This window comes from Moorena sp. SIO3E8, from assembly GCF_010692445.1.
In the GTDB taxonomy this organism is placed as follows: Bacteria; Cyanobacteriota; Cyanobacteriia; order Cyanobacteriales; family Coleofasciculaceae; genus Moorena; species Moorena bouillonii.
The window spans coordinates 1-14,434 of sequence record NZ_JAAHHM010000045.1 but is presented as its reverse complement, the minus strand read 5'-3'; the positions used below and the strand labels follow the sequence as shown (position 1 = coordinate 14,434).

Annotated in this window: 15 protein-coding genes; 5 read left to right on the top strand and 10 right to left on the bottom strand. The window is 41.6% G+C overall.

Translation table 11 applies throughout. From position 1 onward, the window contains the following. Nucleotides 1-6: 6 nt before the first annotated feature. Nucleotides 7-885, bottom strand: coding sequence for an Rpn family recombination-promoting nuclease/putative transposase (locus F6K46_RS19600; RefSeq protein WP_293059129.1), 879 nt, complete (start codon nucleotides 883-885; stop codon nucleotides 7-9). Between the two features lie 219 nt (nucleotides 886-1,104). Here F6K46_RS19600 and F6K46_RS19595 point away from each other — a divergent pair, with 219 nt between their 5' ends. After that, on the top strand, nucleotides 1,105-1,530 hold the full coding sequence (locus tag F6K46_RS19595) for an element excision factor XisH family protein (RefSeq protein ID WP_293059132.1): 426 nt from the start codon (nucleotides 1,105-1,107) through the stop codon (nucleotides 1,528-1,530). Then, nucleotides 1,509-1,871: a XisI protein gene (locus F6K46_RS19590; RefSeq protein ID WP_293059135.1), complete on the top strand. Its 363-nt coding sequence runs from the start codon at nucleotides 1,509-1,511 to the stop codon at nucleotides 1,869-1,871. Before F6K46_RS19595 ends, F6K46_RS19590 begins: the two co-directional genes overlap by 22 nt. A gap of 149 nt (nucleotides 1,872-2,020) precedes the next feature. Here F6K46_RS19590 and F6K46_RS19585 read toward each other — a convergent pair whose 3' ends face one another. Further along, nucleotides 2,021-2,899: an Rpn family recombination-promoting nuclease/putative transposase gene (locus F6K46_RS19585; RefSeq protein WP_293059138.1), complete on the bottom strand. Its 879-nt coding sequence runs from the start codon at nucleotides 2,897-2,899 to the stop codon at nucleotides 2,021-2,023. 74 nt (nucleotides 2,900-2,973) lie between these two features. Between F6K46_RS19585 and F6K46_RS19580 the strand changes: the two genes are divergently transcribed. Next, nucleotides 2,974-3,162, top strand: coding sequence for a hypothetical protein (locus F6K46_RS19580; protein WP_293059141.1), 189 nt, complete (start codon nucleotides 2,974-2,976; stop codon nucleotides 3,160-3,162). On the opposite strand, the gene F6K46_RS19575 is transcribed toward F6K46_RS19580, so the two are convergent. Continuing rightward, nucleotides 3,128-3,679, bottom strand: coding sequence for a Uma2 family endonuclease (locus tag F6K46_RS19575; RefSeq protein ID WP_293059144.1), 552 nt, complete (start codon nucleotides 3,677-3,679; stop codon nucleotides 3,128-3,130). The two genes, F6K46_RS19580 and F6K46_RS19575, sit on opposite strands and share 35 nt — an antisense overlap. A 401-nt stretch (nucleotides 3,680-4,080) precedes the next feature. Between F6K46_RS19575 and F6K46_RS19570 the strand changes: the two genes are divergently transcribed. Both F6K46_RS19570 and F6K46_RS19565 read left to right on the top strand, forming a co-directional pair. Further along, nucleotides 4,081-4,314 carry a hypothetical protein gene (locus F6K46_RS19570; protein WP_293059147.1) on the top strand — a complete coding sequence of 78 codons (234 nt, stop codon included), beginning with the start codon at nucleotides 4,081-4,083 and terminating at the stop codon, nucleotides 4,312-4,314. A gap of 18 nt (nucleotides 4,315-4,332) precedes the next feature. Next, nucleotides 4,333-4,461: a hypothetical protein gene (locus F6K46_RS19565; protein ID WP_293059150.1), complete on the top strand. Its 129-nt coding sequence runs from the start codon at nucleotides 4,333-4,335 to the stop codon at nucleotides 4,459-4,461. 327 nt (nucleotides 4,462-4,788) lie between these two features. Here the strand turns inward: F6K46_RS19565 and F6K46_RS19560 are convergent, their stop codons facing one another. From F6K46_RS19560 to F6K46_RS19530, 7 genes are all read right to left on the bottom strand, one after another. Further along, complete coding sequence (locus tag F6K46_RS19560; protein WP_293059153.1) at nucleotides 4,789-7,776, bottom strand: SAV_2336 N-terminal domain-related protein; 2,988 nt, start codon at nucleotides 7,774-7,776, stop codon at nucleotides 4,789-4,791. Nucleotides 7,777-7,908: 132 nt separating this feature from the next. Next, nucleotides 7,909-8,904 carry an ATP-binding protein gene (locus F6K46_RS19555; protein WP_293059156.1) on the bottom strand — a complete coding sequence of 332 codons (996 nt, stop codon included), beginning with the start codon at nucleotides 8,902-8,904 and terminating at the stop codon, nucleotides 7,909-7,911. Continuing rightward, nucleotides 8,901-10,391, bottom strand: coding sequence for an effector-associated domain EAD1-containing protein (locus F6K46_RS19550; protein ID WP_293059159.1), 1,491 nt, complete (start codon nucleotides 10,389-10,391; stop codon nucleotides 8,901-8,903). Before F6K46_RS19550 ends, F6K46_RS19555 begins: the two co-directional genes overlap by 4 nt. Before the next feature lie 150 nt (nucleotides 10,392-10,541). Then, nucleotides 10,542-11,630 (bottom strand): effector-associated domain EAD1-containing protein, encoded by a 1,089-nt coding sequence (locus F6K46_RS19545; RefSeq protein ID WP_293059161.1) that lies wholly within the window; start codon nucleotides 11,628-11,630, stop codon nucleotides 10,542-10,544. 497 nt (nucleotides 11,631-12,127) lie between these two features. Continuing rightward, nucleotides 12,128-12,679 carry a chorismate pyruvate-lyase family protein gene (locus F6K46_RS19540; protein WP_293059164.1) on the bottom strand — a complete coding sequence of 184 codons (552 nt, stop codon included), beginning with the start codon at nucleotides 12,677-12,679 and terminating at the stop codon, nucleotides 12,128-12,130. Between the two features lie 31 nt (nucleotides 12,680-12,710). Continuing rightward, nucleotides 12,711-12,845 carry a hypothetical protein gene (locus tag F6K46_RS19535; RefSeq protein WP_293059167.1) on the bottom strand — a complete coding sequence of 45 codons (135 nt, stop codon included), beginning with the start codon at nucleotides 12,843-12,845 and terminating at the stop codon, nucleotides 12,711-12,713. A 276-nt stretch (nucleotides 12,846-13,121) separates the two neighbouring features. Continuing rightward, the gene (locus F6K46_RS19530; protein WP_293059170.1) at nucleotides 13,122-13,994 is read right to left on the bottom strand and encodes an S-methyl-5'-thioadenosine phosphorylase; all 873 of its coding nucleotides are present in this window, start codon (nucleotides 13,992-13,994) and stop codon (nucleotides 13,122-13,124) included. Between the last annotated feature and the right edge of the window lie 440 nt (nucleotides 13,995-14,434).

The window sequence follows — 14,434 nt, the reverse complement described above, 5'->3', positions numbered from 1 at the left end:
TCTCTCTTAGGACAACTGATTAATTTCATCGATAGTCAACCCCGTATATTGAGCAATATCATTCAGGGGTAACCCAGCGGCCTTCATCTGTTTAGCAATCTGGTATTTTCCTTCAAGTCTACCTTGTTCTCGTCCTTCTAGCCTTATTTCTTCTCGTCCTTCTTCTCGTCCTTCCCTTTTCGCAAAATTCAATGCACCTCGCCAGTCCCACAAGGCCATTTCCTGTTTCCAAATCTTTTCCAATTCTGACTCACTAAACCCCGCTTGATTCGCTATAGTTAAAGCTTTTTCTAGCTGTGGGATTTCTTTGAGCTGGTCAGGAATGATTTCTAAGTTGGGTGCTTCTTTGATAAAAAAGATCCACTTATCGATCACACTTTCCAAGTCTTCCAGTTGCTTAGTAAATTTAGGGAGTTCCACAAACACCAACTTTAATTCATTTTCCTGATAAGGCAAGTGGTCTTCTTCTTCTTGAAAGTAAAAACAGCTAATGACTTTTTCGGTTGAGGGGAATAACTTAAAATCCGTGATGGTTAAAGCAATGACTGGATTGATATCGAAATATATCTTTCCCGATTTAAGTTGATTTCCATAGGTTTGGCACAAGTTATAAACCACTCGCTTCTCGAAATCCTTTACATTCCAGATTTGCACTTCAATCAGGACAGTCGTTTCATCCTCTAATACTGCCTTAACATCTAGATAAGTGTCTTTTAAATCTACTACATCCCCTGCGCTATAGGGATCAATAATTTCTAAATCCTGGATGACTGAATTACCGGAGTATATCATGGCATTTAGAAAGGAAATCAGAATATCTTTACTCTGATATGAGCCAAAGATTTTCTTGAAAGCAAAGTCAGTTTTCGGGCTGATGAATCTCATGGTTTTACAGGTTTATGAGGTTTATATAGGGAGTAGGGAGTAGGGAATAGGGAATAGGGAGTAGGGAGTAGGGAGTAGGGAACAGAGCTTGTAAGTAGGGAGCTTGTAGGGTGGGCAAAAACAGTTTGTTTTTTTTGAGTATTAATGATTATATTACTTTGCCCACCCTACTTTATAATCTTTACTATAATAGCAATATCCCTCTAATCCACGTTCTACATGCCTGCCAAGGATTTTTACCACGATATTGTCAAAGCCGCCTTAATAAAAGACGGTTGGAGTATTACAGACGAGCCCTTCACTTTAGAGGTTGGTGGTCGTGATCTCTTTGTAGACCTTGGTGCAGAAAAGCTACTCATTGCCCAGCGTAAAAACCAAAAAATCGCCGTAGAAGTTAAAAGCTTTATCAGTGCCTCACCTGTCAGGGATTTTGAGCAAGCATTAGGACAGTATTTCCTCTACGAAGACCTGATTGAAAAACTTTACCCAGAACGGGAACTTTATCTGGCAGTGCGTCACAGCATATACAACAGTTTTTTCAAAGAGGAGCTTGTCCAAATTGTTATAGAAAGTCGTCATCTTAAATTACTAATCTTTGATGAAAACCAGGAGACAATTACGCTATGGAAACCTTCACTGGAGTAACCAATTGTGCTACAGCTCTTCTTCAGATACTGAAAAACTATTGTAATATCCTGAATCGTCACAAAAATAATTCTATCAATAATACCGTGATCAGTAAAATTATTGTTAGCGATGATAAAACTCGCTATCTAGTTATTAGGGAAGGTTGGAACGATACACAACGAATTCATTCACTCATTTTTGATGCTGAGATACGTAACAATAAAATTTGGCTACACCATGATGGTCTAGATCACGGCATTACAGAAGAGCTACTGGCGGCGGGAATACCCAAAGAACAAATTGTTTTAGCCTTTCATCCTCCCCATATCCGACAACACACTGGCTATGCTATTTTGTAAAAAAAAGGGGCGGGGGCGCGGGGCGGGGGCGCGGGGAGAACTTGTAGTAGGGTGGGCAAAAACAGTTTGGTTTTTTTGATTATTAATGATTATACTATTTTGCCCACCCTACGTTAATTGGTATTTTTTTTTAACTTTTTATTACTCTCTTAGGACAACTGATTAATTTCATCGATAGTCAACCCCGTATATTGAGCAATATCACTCAGGGGTAACCCAGCGGCCTTCATCTGTTTAGCAATCTGGTATTTTCCTTCAAGTCTACCTTGTTCTCGTCCTTCTAGCCTTATTTCTTCTCGTCCTTCTTCTCGTCCTTCCCTTTTCGCGAAACTCCATGCACGTCGCGCGTCCTCCAAGGCCATCTCCTGTTTGCGGAGTTTTTCCACTTCTGAGACACTCAACCCCGCTTGATTCGCTATTGTTAAGGCTTGTTCTAGCTGTGGGATTTCCCTGAGTTTGTCAGGAATAATTTCTAAGTTGGGCGCTTCTTTGAGAAAAAAGATCCACTTATCTATCACACTTTCCAACTCTTCCAGTTGCTTAGTAAATTTGGGGAGTTCCACAAACACCAACTTTAATTCGTTCTCCTGATAAGGCAAGTGGTCTTCTTCCTCTTGAAAGTAAAAACAGCTAATGACTTTTTCGGTTGAGGGGAATAACTTAAAATCCGTGATTGTTAAAGCAATGACCGGATTTAGATCGAAATATCCCTGTCCCGATTTAAGTTGATTACCATAGGTTTTGCACAAGTTATAAACCACTCGCTTCTCGAAATCCTTTACATTCCAGATTTGCACTTCAATCAGGACAGTCGTTTCATCCTCTAATACTGCCTTAACATCCAGATAAGTATCTTTGAAATTTACCAAATAATCGTCACTATAGGAATCAATAATTTCTAAATCCTGGATGACGGAATTACCAGAGTATATCATGGCATTGAGGAAGGAAATCAGAATATCCTTACTCTGATCTGAGCCAAAGATTTTCTTGAAAGCAAAGTCAGTTTTCGGGCTGATGAATCTCATGGTTTTACAGCTTTATATAGGGAGCAGGGAACAGGGAGCAGGGAATAGGGAATAGAGAACAGGTAGCTTGTAGGGTGGGCAAAAACAGTTTGGTTTTGTTGAGTATTAATGATTATATTACTTTGCCCACCCTACTTTATAATCTCACTCTTGCCTATTGCCTATTGCCTATTGCCTATTGCCTATTGCCTCTTCCCTATTCCCTATTCCCTGTTCCCTTGTATATACTCAATCAAACTCCGGTGCCCACACCTCAACAATAGGTAATTCCCAACCAGGAAGCAATTCTGGTACTTGCAGCACATCCCCATCCCCCAGCACAACTTTATCCTGATTGAGGCGATAAACTTCCATGGTGCGAGTTCTCGGATCCACTAACACCCCAACTTTAGTTCCCAATTCCAGAAATTGCTGTATCTTCTGGCGCAATTTTGGTAGGCTATCGCTTTTAGATTTTACCTCAAATGTCAAATCAGGGACTAATTCGGCGTAATCTTCCGTAGTGCGAGGTAGACGTTCAGCTAGGATAAAAGACGCATCCGGGGCGCGAACGTCCCCATCTTTATTCGGTAAGCGAAAACCACCACTAGAACCAGAAACTCTTCCTAATTTGCGCGGTCTTACCCAGTTACGAAGTTGAGCAGCGATTTCTAGTGCTACTTCATCGGATTCTAACCCTGAAGGACTCATAAAAATAATTTCTCCCTCTATTAATTCCATCCGATAATCAGGATGCTGTGCTTGCAGCGTTTCTAAATCTTTGACCGTTAAACTAGGCATTATTAAATCCTCCATCTACAGTTTTATTTTAGGGAGTAGGGAGTAGGGAGTCGGGAGTAGGGAGTCGGGAGCAGGGAGCAGGGAGCAGGGATTATCGCTTTTTTAATTAGGCAAAAAATCTAATAAAATTTCCACACTTTCCGCGCCACCTGCCCACACTATCTAGGATTAATTTTACCAAAAATGTAGACAAATACAAACTATTTTTTATTCCTTATACTTCCCACACTTCCCACACTTCCCACACTCCCCACACTCCCCACACTCCCCTCTTACTTATGCCCTATTTACTATTATAGCAACTCTTTATTTCGTAATAAAAAAAAATTCCTAAACCCCTTGACATTTGATTAATTTATGTATATATTAATAATGTACACCATTTAAGGATACTGTTGATCATGACAAAAAACATTCCGCCTAACTCCGATGACAATCAAAACCCTCAAAACCCTGGTCGTAAACCTAAGAAAGTCAAGTACGTTTTGATCGGTTCTCCTGAACAAGTTCGGAATACGATTAATGCCATCTATGCCCTGAAATACGCCTATCCCGACGAGTGGAGCACTCCAGAACCTACTGAAAAGCCTGGTGAGGTGATGACCTTTTTGATTCGATATTTCTATGTAGACTAGGATAGGGTTTTGCCAGCGATGCAGCGCGGTCTTGGGGGTTTCCCCCATGAGCGACTGCATCAAGACAGGGTTTTGACGCCCTGGCGACTAGGAATTGTGGAGGTTATTTTGAAGCTATCAGCTATCAGCTATCAGCTTATGGGTTAGGTCACAGGCTGGAAGCCTGTGCCACAAAGCTGACCACTGACTACTGACTACTGACCACTGAGGAATTTATTCGTTGATCAACAGTATCTAGATTTGAGCTCCGCTGTATTTGTGGTGGCTTACACAATAGAATTCGGTCAAAGATTGGGGTTAACCAGAACTTGACCGATTTTTTTTATTGGTATAGTTAGAGGAGTTCTAATTTGGTAGGGAGTAGGGAGCTTGTTACACTCTTTACCCTATTGCCTTTTTTTGCCAAAGAATGCTGCCCAGTATAAGGCGTCTTGGAAGGATTGAAATAGCCATGACAGGAAAAGTGGCAACTGATTACAACTCAATACAATAATAATCCAAAGCACTTTGTCCTGGACCCTGACTCCACCGTGAATCAGGTTTCCAAGCACCATTTTCTTCTTCGCGACGGCGACTGTGGACAGTGAGCTGTTTATCGTTAATTTTCAGTAGATTATATTGCCAGGGATAAGCGGATCGTAGTTCAAAAGTCGGTGCGCCAAAGGTACCAGCACAAATTCCATCAAGTTTGCGCCCACCTGGGCTGAAGTCGTAACGGAAAAGGTGGCTTTCGGCTTTATGGATATGTCCGTGGAGGAAGAAGCGGAATCCAGCAACGGCCAATTGATAGATGAAGCCTTTGTCAGTAATGCGATCGCTTCCGTCACTATTGAGGGGATGGTGCCAAACCGCTATTTTCATGCACTTATCGTAGTCTGGGTTACGGCGAATCTGGGTCAGGGCATTGGTCAGAGCACCTGAGTGGATGCTAGCACGGGTTTTGAAGTGATGATCCAGTTCCCAAGCGGAGTTTAGTCCTAGGATCAGCAAGTTTTGCTCTGGCAGATAGTCGATAATCCCTTGCTGGTCATACTCTAGGGGATAGGGTTGAGCTTTGATAGCTTGATAGAATTTGCTAAAGTTGGCAAAGCGTTGTTGGTATTTGGCTTCATCTCGGACTTTAATCACCTCATCATTGATTTTGATGTAGTGACCCTCTTTGAGTTCACCATCGTAGTCTTCGAGATCCCAGAACTGATAAGCCTGCTTTGCTAGTTTCCAGTTGAGGTCATGGTTACCGGGAACTAGAACAATTTGCTTGGGGTCTAGGGGGAAGTCTTCGCGGAGGTGGTCGAGAAACTGTTGTGCAGCCTGGTATTCTTCTGCGGTGGAATAATTAGCGATATCACCCGATAGGATCAAAGCATCAAGGTGAGGGATTTGAAGTTCGTAGCTGAGGTCTTGGGCGAGTTGGTTTGACCAAAGGGTAGCTTGCTCAGGGGTGATTATATGGAGGTCCGAGAGGTGGAGGATATGTGTACTGCTGCCCGTCTCAGCGCCCGAATCCGGTTGCGGCATAGCAATAGCAAGATTCAACTCCTGGGCAAAGGCCAATAACGCTGAGTTATCTGGACTCGATTCACGGGCACCTGCAATTAATTTATCAACCCATCCTTCTGCTTGGGCAGCTTTAATTAACTTAAATACAATTTCTTTTAAGTCATCTCCCATCGCAATAGAATCTAGATTTTTACTGAATTTATATTCAACCAATTCAGCAAGTCTTGATTTTGATGGGAAAGCATCAACTAAAGCATCGGTTAATTGTTGATATTGCTGTCCAGCTAGTTTAATAAATTGAGATGAAGGATTAGCTGATCTAGGGGTTTCTGAGATTAGGAGTTGTTCAGCCAAACGAGCATACTCCCCTCCTAATCGCCCTAAAACTTGAGCTTTTAGGCGTGCAAAGGGACGAATTTTTTCTTCTAACCCATCATTACTTGCAGTTGCCGGTGTCAGTAAACGGGCTTCAAAGTCCTTTACTGATAACCCTAATTGATCAGCAAGAAACTCAGATACTTTTTCATTAACTGAAAGGGTTTTACTAATCGGTACAGAATCTACTAATAACTCCCTTACCCCTGGCTTAAATTCGTACTCAATATAATCCGGATTTGAATTTTGGTCTACAGGGGTTATAGACTGGAGCAGTCCACTCATAAACACCTCCGCTACATGAATTTGTGCGGATTTTGGTAGCAGGGTTTGCTGAATTAGTTGCACTACAGGTAAACTAATAACCGGAGACGCTGCCATTAATCCAGCTAACCGACGCGCCATCGGAGAAGCCGTAGCACGAAATCGACTAACTAATGCTGGTGCTTCGAGTTGGGGTTGACTGGCTTCACCATCTACTGCTCTTTTCTGTGGTTGGGGGTCTTGGGATACATCAAAGTTAAACCCCACTGTAGTAACATTCCCCTGACCAGCTATTACCTGTGACCACGCCAGTAGCGGGTAGGGTTCTAAGGTAACAACGGGAACACTAACAGAGGAAGATTTATTCTGAGTACTGTTCCCGACTTCTGAAAGAAGTCCAATGTCATCTTCATCCCAAGGTTTAACAATAAACTGAGAATTGACAACTCCAGGACTAAAAGAATGCAGTTGCACTGGTATTTCTGAAGCTAAAGCCGTGCGTTCCCAAAGCCGTTCAGGAAGTAGCTGAAGGATAGTAAGTAAACCATTGCGTCCCCACAACTCTAGCACTCGATGAATTAATTGTATGCGCCAAGCCACAGAAATACAATCACTCACCAATAAAATTAAACGTTGTTTCTTCGGGTCAATTAATACCTCGGGAGGATAGGGAGTGGAATCATACCGACCCGTGCTAGTTTGAGAAAATAAGTTTACCTTGGTGTCAGTAATCCTTAATTCCCACGTGCGTACATCCCGAAATGCACCATGATGCTTGACTAAATGTTGCAGTTCAGTAATTGTCTGTTTCCAAACCGCAGTTGAACTAGTTTTTTCAACTACCAACGCTAACTCTAACCATCGTTCAGAAGCAGGTTTCAGAACTGGAAGCCAAATCTTTGATTCGGCAATTTGGTAAACAGTAGCTTCTACATCCAATATCGTTTCTGTAGCAGATGGGACTTTCCCCATTAACGGACGAAGTGCCCGTCCCAACGCCAGAGTATTTCTCAATGCTACCGCTGCTGGCACTTTAATCGGAATTGCTTCTCGACTTTCTTTAGTCTTTTTAGGTTTGGAAGAGCGTAGAGAAACATCAGCACCAGGTTTTTTGACTCCAGGTGATGATGATTTTTTGGGATCTGGTTGGATATCTGGATTTTTATTTGGGGGTTGCTGTGATTGGTCTTTGGATAGAGTTGATGGTTCTGACTCGTCTATTGACTCGTCTAGATGAACAGCCAACCAGAAAATTTCTGCTATTTCCCGAGCAGTTAAATCAAATCCTGCTTGTTGTAGAATAGCGATCGCTTCTTCAAGCATATCCCTTATATAGCAATTATTCTAATCATGACCTACAAATCTCTGGGTTTTAGGGAGCAGGGAGCAGGGAGCAGGGAGCAGGCAAGAGACAAGAGTCAAAAAATCCTGTTTACCTCATAGCTATTATAAACACTATATACTACTGAGGTACCGTAGCAATTGGTCAATTAACTTTGCTTTTTTCTGGTCTTTGTCTTCGTCTTGAGAGTTACCCATGGGAGCATCCTCTGTATTAACTGTTTTAGTTAACATATAAATGGCATTGAGCAATTGGTCTGTAGCTAAGTCTCCTTTCTTCCGTCGCTCGATAAACGTTTCAATAATTGGTTCTGCTTTTTCAATAATATCCTCTACCTCTAAATGAGCTTTTACAATCGCTTCTAATTCCTTGGGACTTGGTTCCCGTAAATCTAATCGTAAACAGCGCCGTAAAAAAGCCGGAGGAAATGCCTTCTCTCCGTTACTAGTAAGGATTACAAAGGGAAAGGCTTTACAGGTCACTTTTCCGCTATGGATGGTTGTCTTTTGATTATCCCAGGTTTTGACAAGAATGCCTGAGTCTGAGTCTGAGTCTGGAAACTGCTCACCTAGTCGTGTTAATTCCGGGATTTCAAATTCGCCTTCTTCAAAAATCGTCAATAAATCATTGGGTAAATCAATATCGCTTTTATCCATTTCATCAATTAATAATACCCTGGGCTTAGTTGAGGATAGTAACGCTGTTCCCAAGGGACCCAATTGAATATACTTACCAATTTCCATTAAATTATCCTTGCCGCTGCCTTGAGCATCTTGTAATCTACCAATAGCATCATAACTATAAAGTCCTTGCTGTAGATGGGAGCGAGTGGTAATATTCCAACGTAACACTTCTCCTAATTGTAACTCTTGAGCGACTGCATAGGCCAACGATGTTTTTCCTCTGCCTGGTTTTCCCGTTACTAATAAAGGACGACGCAGATACAACGCTGCATTCACTAACTCTATTTCTTCTGGCCTGGTCTGATAGGTTTTACCCGGTTCTTTTTTCTCAAAATTCCGCCAGCTAGGAGGCTCAGGCAGGCGTTCAATGCCATTGTGGGGTTGTTCGGGAGTTCCGCGAAAGATTTTCCAAGAATTATTAGTCATAGGGTTGTATATTCAATCTGGGGTGGTAGTAGATAGGGGTCTTCCCACAAAAGAGCAAGATGGTTTCCGATATGTTCTTGTTTATTCCCTTTGCCAAAAGCTTGTAAACGTTGTTGTTTTACCTTTTCGAGAAGTTCAGTTATTTTACAATTGAGTAATTGTTCGAGTTCATTTTGACAATTTATAGTTTCAAAATTATTCTTTCTCAGCCATAAAGCAACTGGTATTGCCGTCCGATCAATCACTTTCAATATCTGCTCACATGGGGGTTGATTTAATTTTACAGCTATCGCCTTTCTTTCTTCCAAATCAGTATATAATTCCTCCCAATACTCAAAATTAATAAAAGCAAAGTTACTTAAGCATGTTTCACAATTATCTTGGATTTGTGTCCATTTATTTAACCATTTGCCTTGATGACGATATTTTTTCAAACGTTTAACAGAGCGAAAAATAACGCAATACTCGCTACCAAGTGGAATTTGTAAATCATCATCATCTTGAATTTGAATTTTTTCAAGTTCATGGTTCAGAAGTTTATAAGGCAAAAAAAATACAAGTATTGGTTGACGGTAATATTCCCTAGAATATTGAATTAACTGATCTAGAAAAAACTCTATTAACTTTGGCAAGTCTTCAAGAGAAAAGACATCTTGTTCAGATTCTCCATCAGCTGGTGGAGTCTCTAAAAATTTACAGCGTTTATTATTTCGTTCGTAATCATAATTATTTATGTCAGGAATGAACCAAGCTGAGACTAAGTAATTAGGTTGGCGTTGTTGGTAGTATTGCTTACTCGAATCTACCTTAACAAGCAGATAAGGTTGTGAATCTAAATTTGGTTGCTGATGATTTGGAGAGTAACTTATCAGCTCATCTAATAAATCAGTATCAGAATCAGAAACGTTATTGGATAAATCAGGAACGTTATTATTAGTTTTTGTTAACCATTGCTTTAGTTTCTCAGCATGTGGATTTGTAATAGATTCAGTTTCTAATAAACGAGCGACAAATTTGACAATAAGTTTTTCATCATCATTTTGTTGAGGGATATCCTCCAAAATATCTAGAATTTCATATAAACTTTCAGGCATTTCATCTTCTTCTAAATAATTCAAGTAGTCATCGGTACAACAAGCTTGATAAGCTTTTTGCATTTGCTTCATCAAATTGTTTTCTAAAGGAAGCAATAAGTTTAATAAACTAGTTGTAATTTCAAATTTTTCTTTAATTGCCTTTAATTCAGGATTACCTGGATTTTCTTTCAGGGCTTTATTAAGTAATTTTGGTAACTTATTTTTATGTTCAAAATCGTCAACTAATTCCTGAACAATTGTCTTCAAGTTTTTATCGCCAGCAACCTCTTCAAGATTTATATTGAATTGATACCGCAGCATCATTTTTAAGTCATCTTTACCAGGAAAAGCACTACACAGTGCTTTGTTTATCTTTTTGAGGAGATAACCAGGGGTATTTCCAGCATTCATTGATGGTTACTTCAATATCTGTGAAAAATAGAACTTGATATTCTGACTCTAATTAAGTATCTACACTCTGATTATACCGAGTTCCGTAAATTTTGCTTTATTTGCTGGTATTTGGCAACCTAGTGGTGGCTTACCGCTTCAGACAACCATTTACCACATTGCTTCACCCTTACGTAAATCTGTCAATAACCCTTGCTTCTCTAATCGCGCACAAATAGCACTGAAAGGACTGCCAGCGTTATAACTAGGTTTCCAGCTTGGGTCACCACTATGATGCAGCGCTACTAAATTCCAGTTAATATCAAAACATGGAGAACCAGAGGAACCGGGTTCGGTATTGGTTTTATACTTAACCATGGTACCATTATCTTCAATAGTAATAATAGCCTCGGTGTCAAAGGCCAATTTTAAGGGTTCCCCCTTGGGATGCTGCACTATAAACAGTGGAGTATCGGGCACAAACTGATAAGGCTCTTGTGGTAACTCAATCCACTGGCGCTTGGGAGAATCGGGATCGGGATTTTTCCCAATCGGTTCTTCCCCAGGAACTCCATCTACTCTCAGCAAGGCATAATCCAATTCGTCAGGGGTTGGTAACGGATTGTTGGTATAACGACTTTGATCAATTAGCCAGTCATCCTCTACTAAGCGATACTCTGTACCTGGGTTGATAACTTTACCATCCCCTAACTGCTTGTAGTCAAAACGCAGGATAACATTACTAGACGTTGCTTGTTCTAAAATTACCGATTCCACCACATGGTAATTAGTAATAACTACATTGGGCGCAATCAGAAAACCTGTACCAAATTCCAGAATATTATCCTTCTTAGTAACTTCGACACGACAGACTTGCCCTTCAATTTCACCTAACCTTTCCCGCCACCGATTTACGTCTAAAAAAGGATTGGTTTTCTTAATAAGTTTTTCATATCCACCTCTTGCGGATAGGGGTTGAGGTAGAGTAATAGCAAGATTCAACTCCAGGGCAATGGCGACTAACTTTGGGTTACCTGGATTTGATTCACGGGCACCTGCAATTAATTTATCAACCCATCCTTCTGCTTCTGCGGCTTCAATTAACCTAAACACTATTGCTTTTAAATCATCACCCATTGCTATTGCATTCAGGTTTTTATCAAGCCGGAATCTTACTACTTCAGCCAATCTTTGCGGTTTAGGAAATGCGGCAATTAAAGCATCTCTTAATTGTTGATATTGCGGTCCTGTTAGTTTCATATTTCAGTTTATTTATTAATCAATAAAAAAATAAATATAGTGTTTATTATACCTAATCCCGACTCCCGACTCCCGACTCCCGACTCCCGACTCCCGACTCCCGACTCCCTACGGGTGCATGTCAGTTTTGTTAATCCCTGATTCAGATCCCCCATTATCCCCCTTAATAAGGGGGACTTTTCAATCTAATTCCCCCCTTTTTTAAGGGGGGTTAGGGGGGATCTATGTACCTAATTACAAAGTTGACATGCTCCCTACTCCCGACTCCCGTTCCCCTCCTGGTCGGGGTTAGGGGTGGGTTCCGACTCCCTACGGGTGCATGTCAGTTTTGTTAATCCCTGATTCAGATCCCCCATTATCCCCCTTAATAAGGGGGACTTTTCAATCTAATTCCCCCCTTTTTTAAGGGGGGTTAGGGGGGATCTATGTACCTAATTACAAAGTTGACATGCTCCCTACTCCCTACTCCCTACTCCCTACTCCCTACTCCCTACTCCCTATACTCTATTCAAAAAATAGCTTTCAGGAAAATATTCACTAATCATCATCACCGATTGGTGATTAGAAAAGACGCAATAGGTACGAAAAAGCAAATTTGCTTCCGGTTCAATATCGAAATAATCAGCTAATTCCTTAGCTGGCTTTTTTCCAGTATCCACAATTTCTTTAAAGGTCTCGAATCTCTGCTCTCGCCAGATTTTGCCAATGGGGGTTTTAGTTTTAAGTAAATCTTTTTGAAAGTAATCATCTAGGCGATCAATAACAATAATTGACTCAGCATAGATATAATTTTTACGACTTATTTTCCCCTGTAATAGTATTTTTCTATCAAGTACTGAGCTTCCTTTATTTAATTGCATTGGGTCTATATCATCAGTTGTTGTCACCAATTCTTCCGACAACTTAACTAGACGAATCTGTTCAAACAGATAGGCTTCCAACATATCTGTTACTGTGCCATCTGTCGTTAAGAGAATTCTTTGGAAAATACTCAGAGTCGAGGGGTCTATATAACTTCGATTTAGGGATTGCTGTAGATCATTTCTCATTTTTAATAGCAATTATTATTGGGGTGAGGTATTAATTTTTTGGTTTGAGGGAGTAGGGAGCAGGGAGTAGGGAGTAGGGAATCGGGAATCGGGAATCGGGAGTCGGGAATCGGGAGTCGGGAGTCGCGAGTGTGGGGAGTGTGGGGAGTGGGAAAAAATTATCCAAGCTCTTTCCTACTTTTCCCTGTTCCCTATTCCCTGTTCCCTATTCCCTTGTACCTATAACACCAAAAAATTTTCCAAGGTCTTTCCTACTGCTCCGAAGTCCCTACTCCCTGCTCCCTTGATAAAAACGCTATATATAGCGTTTATTGCATGTATGAGGTACAAGTATCAACCTCAAAGTCCCCCTTTTTAAGGGGGATTTAGGGGGATCCCTTTGTACCTCATGGGAAAGAAAATTGCTATATATATCCTGCGCCACCTTTCGATATTTGCGATTTTACAAATACTTCCGCAATATCAACTCCAACTTCTCCTTAGTTGCTTCTGGAGCCTGATCTAAGGGAGTGAAAATAGCATGCTTCAAGGCGGAATGGGCTTTAGAAACGGGTGGATTATCAACTAACCGGCGCACTGTCTCTTGAATCACCTTCTGAGCATTAATCGCATTGCGCTGTAGATTATCAAGTATCATATTCACGGTGACATGGTCATGATCCTCATGCCAGCAATCATAATCCGTGACTAGGGCGAGGGTAGCATAGGCAATTTCCGCCTCCCGTGCTAACTTGGCCTCTGGCAAATTGGTCATGCCAATTACTTTTGCGCCCCAACTCCGGTAGAGATTAGATTCCGCCATCGTGGAAAATGCTGGACCTTCCATGCACAGATAAGTCCCACCGTTATGTACGGTCACCTCTGGTAACTCCAAACTTGCGATCGCATCCACTAAAATTCCCGCCAGTTGGTTGCACACCGGGTGTCCAAACCCAATATGAGCCACAATCCCGTCCCCGAAAAAGGTGGAAACCCGATTCTTCGTGCGGTCAATAAACTGATCCGGTACCAGCATATCTAAGGGTTTGACCTCTTCCTGGAGAGAACCTACTGCTGAGGCAGAGATGATATACTCCACGCCTAACTGCTTCATGGCATAGATATTGGCTCGGAAGGGTAACTCCGAAGGCATCAAATGATGATTGCGACCATGACGAGATAAGAAAGCCACAGTAGTTCCTTCTAAGGTTCCCACCATCAAGGCATCGGACGGAGAACCAAAGGGGGTTTCAATGGGTACCTCCTGCACATCCTTGAGAGCAGCCATTTTGTAAAGTCCGCTACCGCCAATAATCCCAATTTGTGCTTTTACCATGGTGTTTGTGCTTGCTGTGCCTCAGTCCAACGCTTTGTTATTTTACCAATTGTATTAATTTTTGTTAAGGGATTTTAGGGGAAGAGTGTGGGGAGATAGGGGAGTGTGGGGAGATAGGGGAGTGTGAGGAGATAGGGGAGAGGGGAGACGTAGTTTTCGATGAAGTTGGTATTTTAAGACTATTTTTGTTGATCAGCCATGTTGGTAATCATTTATTACTCGATTCAAGACTTCTGAGCAAAACCAAAAGAGCGATGCTCTGAAAGAGCCGCTACGCGAACGCATTTTCGCAATCGAAACTAGCCTTGAGCAATGCAAAAGCCTGGCATAGAGTTAAGTCACGACTCCCGACTCCCGACTCCCGACTCCCGACTCCCGACTCCCGACTCCCGACTCCCAACTCCCTACTCCCGACTCCCAACTCCCGCCACCCGACCACC

What these genes read in the sequence shown, in the direction of transcription:
- F6K46_RS19600 (WP_293059129.1), bottom strand. Translation starts at nt 885, where the DNA reads ATGAGATTCATCAGCCCGAAAACTGACTTTGCTTTCAAGAAAATCTTT.
- F6K46_RS19595 (WP_293059132.1), top strand. Translation starts at nt 1,105, where the DNA reads ATGCCTGCCAAGGATTTTTACCACGATATTGTCAAAGCCGCCTTAATA.
- F6K46_RS19590 (WP_293059135.1), top strand. Translation starts at nt 1,509, where the DNA reads ATGGAAACCTTCACTGGAGTAACCAATTGTGCTACAGCTCTTCTTCAG.
- F6K46_RS19585 (WP_293059138.1), bottom strand. Translation starts at nt 2,899, where the DNA reads ATGAGATTCATCAGCCCGAAAACTGACTTTGCTTTCAAGAAAATCTTT.
- F6K46_RS19575 (WP_293059144.1), bottom strand. Translation starts at nt 3,679, where the DNA reads ATGCCTAGTTTAACGGTCAAAGATTTAGAAACGCTGCAAGCACAGCAT.
- F6K46_RS19570 (WP_293059147.1), top strand. Translation starts at nt 4,081, where the DNA reads ATGACAAAAAACATTCCGCCTAACTCCGATGACAATCAAAACCCTCAA.
- F6K46_RS19565 (WP_293059150.1), top strand. Translation starts at nt 4,333, where the DNA reads ATGCAGCGCGGTCTTGGGGGTTTCCCCCATGAGCGACTGCATCAAGAC.
- F6K46_RS19560 (WP_293059153.1), bottom strand. Translation starts at nt 7,776, where the DNA reads ATGCTTGAAGAAGCGATCGCTATTCTACAACAAGCAGGATTTGATTTA.
- F6K46_RS19555 (WP_293059156.1), bottom strand. Translation starts at nt 8,904, where the DNA reads ATGACTAATAATTCTTGGAAAATCTTTCGCGGAACTCCCGAACAACCC.
- F6K46_RS19550 (WP_293059159.1), bottom strand. Translation starts at nt 10,391, where the DNA reads ATGAATGCTGGAAATACCCCTGGTTATCTCCTCAAAAAGATAAACAAA.
- F6K46_RS19545 (WP_293059161.1), bottom strand. Translation starts at nt 11,630, where the DNA reads ATGAAACTAACAGGACCGCAATATCAACAATTAAGAGATGCTTTAATT.
- F6K46_RS19540 (WP_293059164.1), bottom strand. Translation starts at nt 12,679, where the DNA reads ATGAGAAATGATCTACAGCAATCCCTAAATCGAAGTTATATAGACCCC.
- F6K46_RS19530 (WP_293059170.1), bottom strand. Translation starts at nt 13,994, where the DNA reads ATGGTAAAAGCACAAATTGGGATTATTGGCGGTAGCGGACTTTACAAA.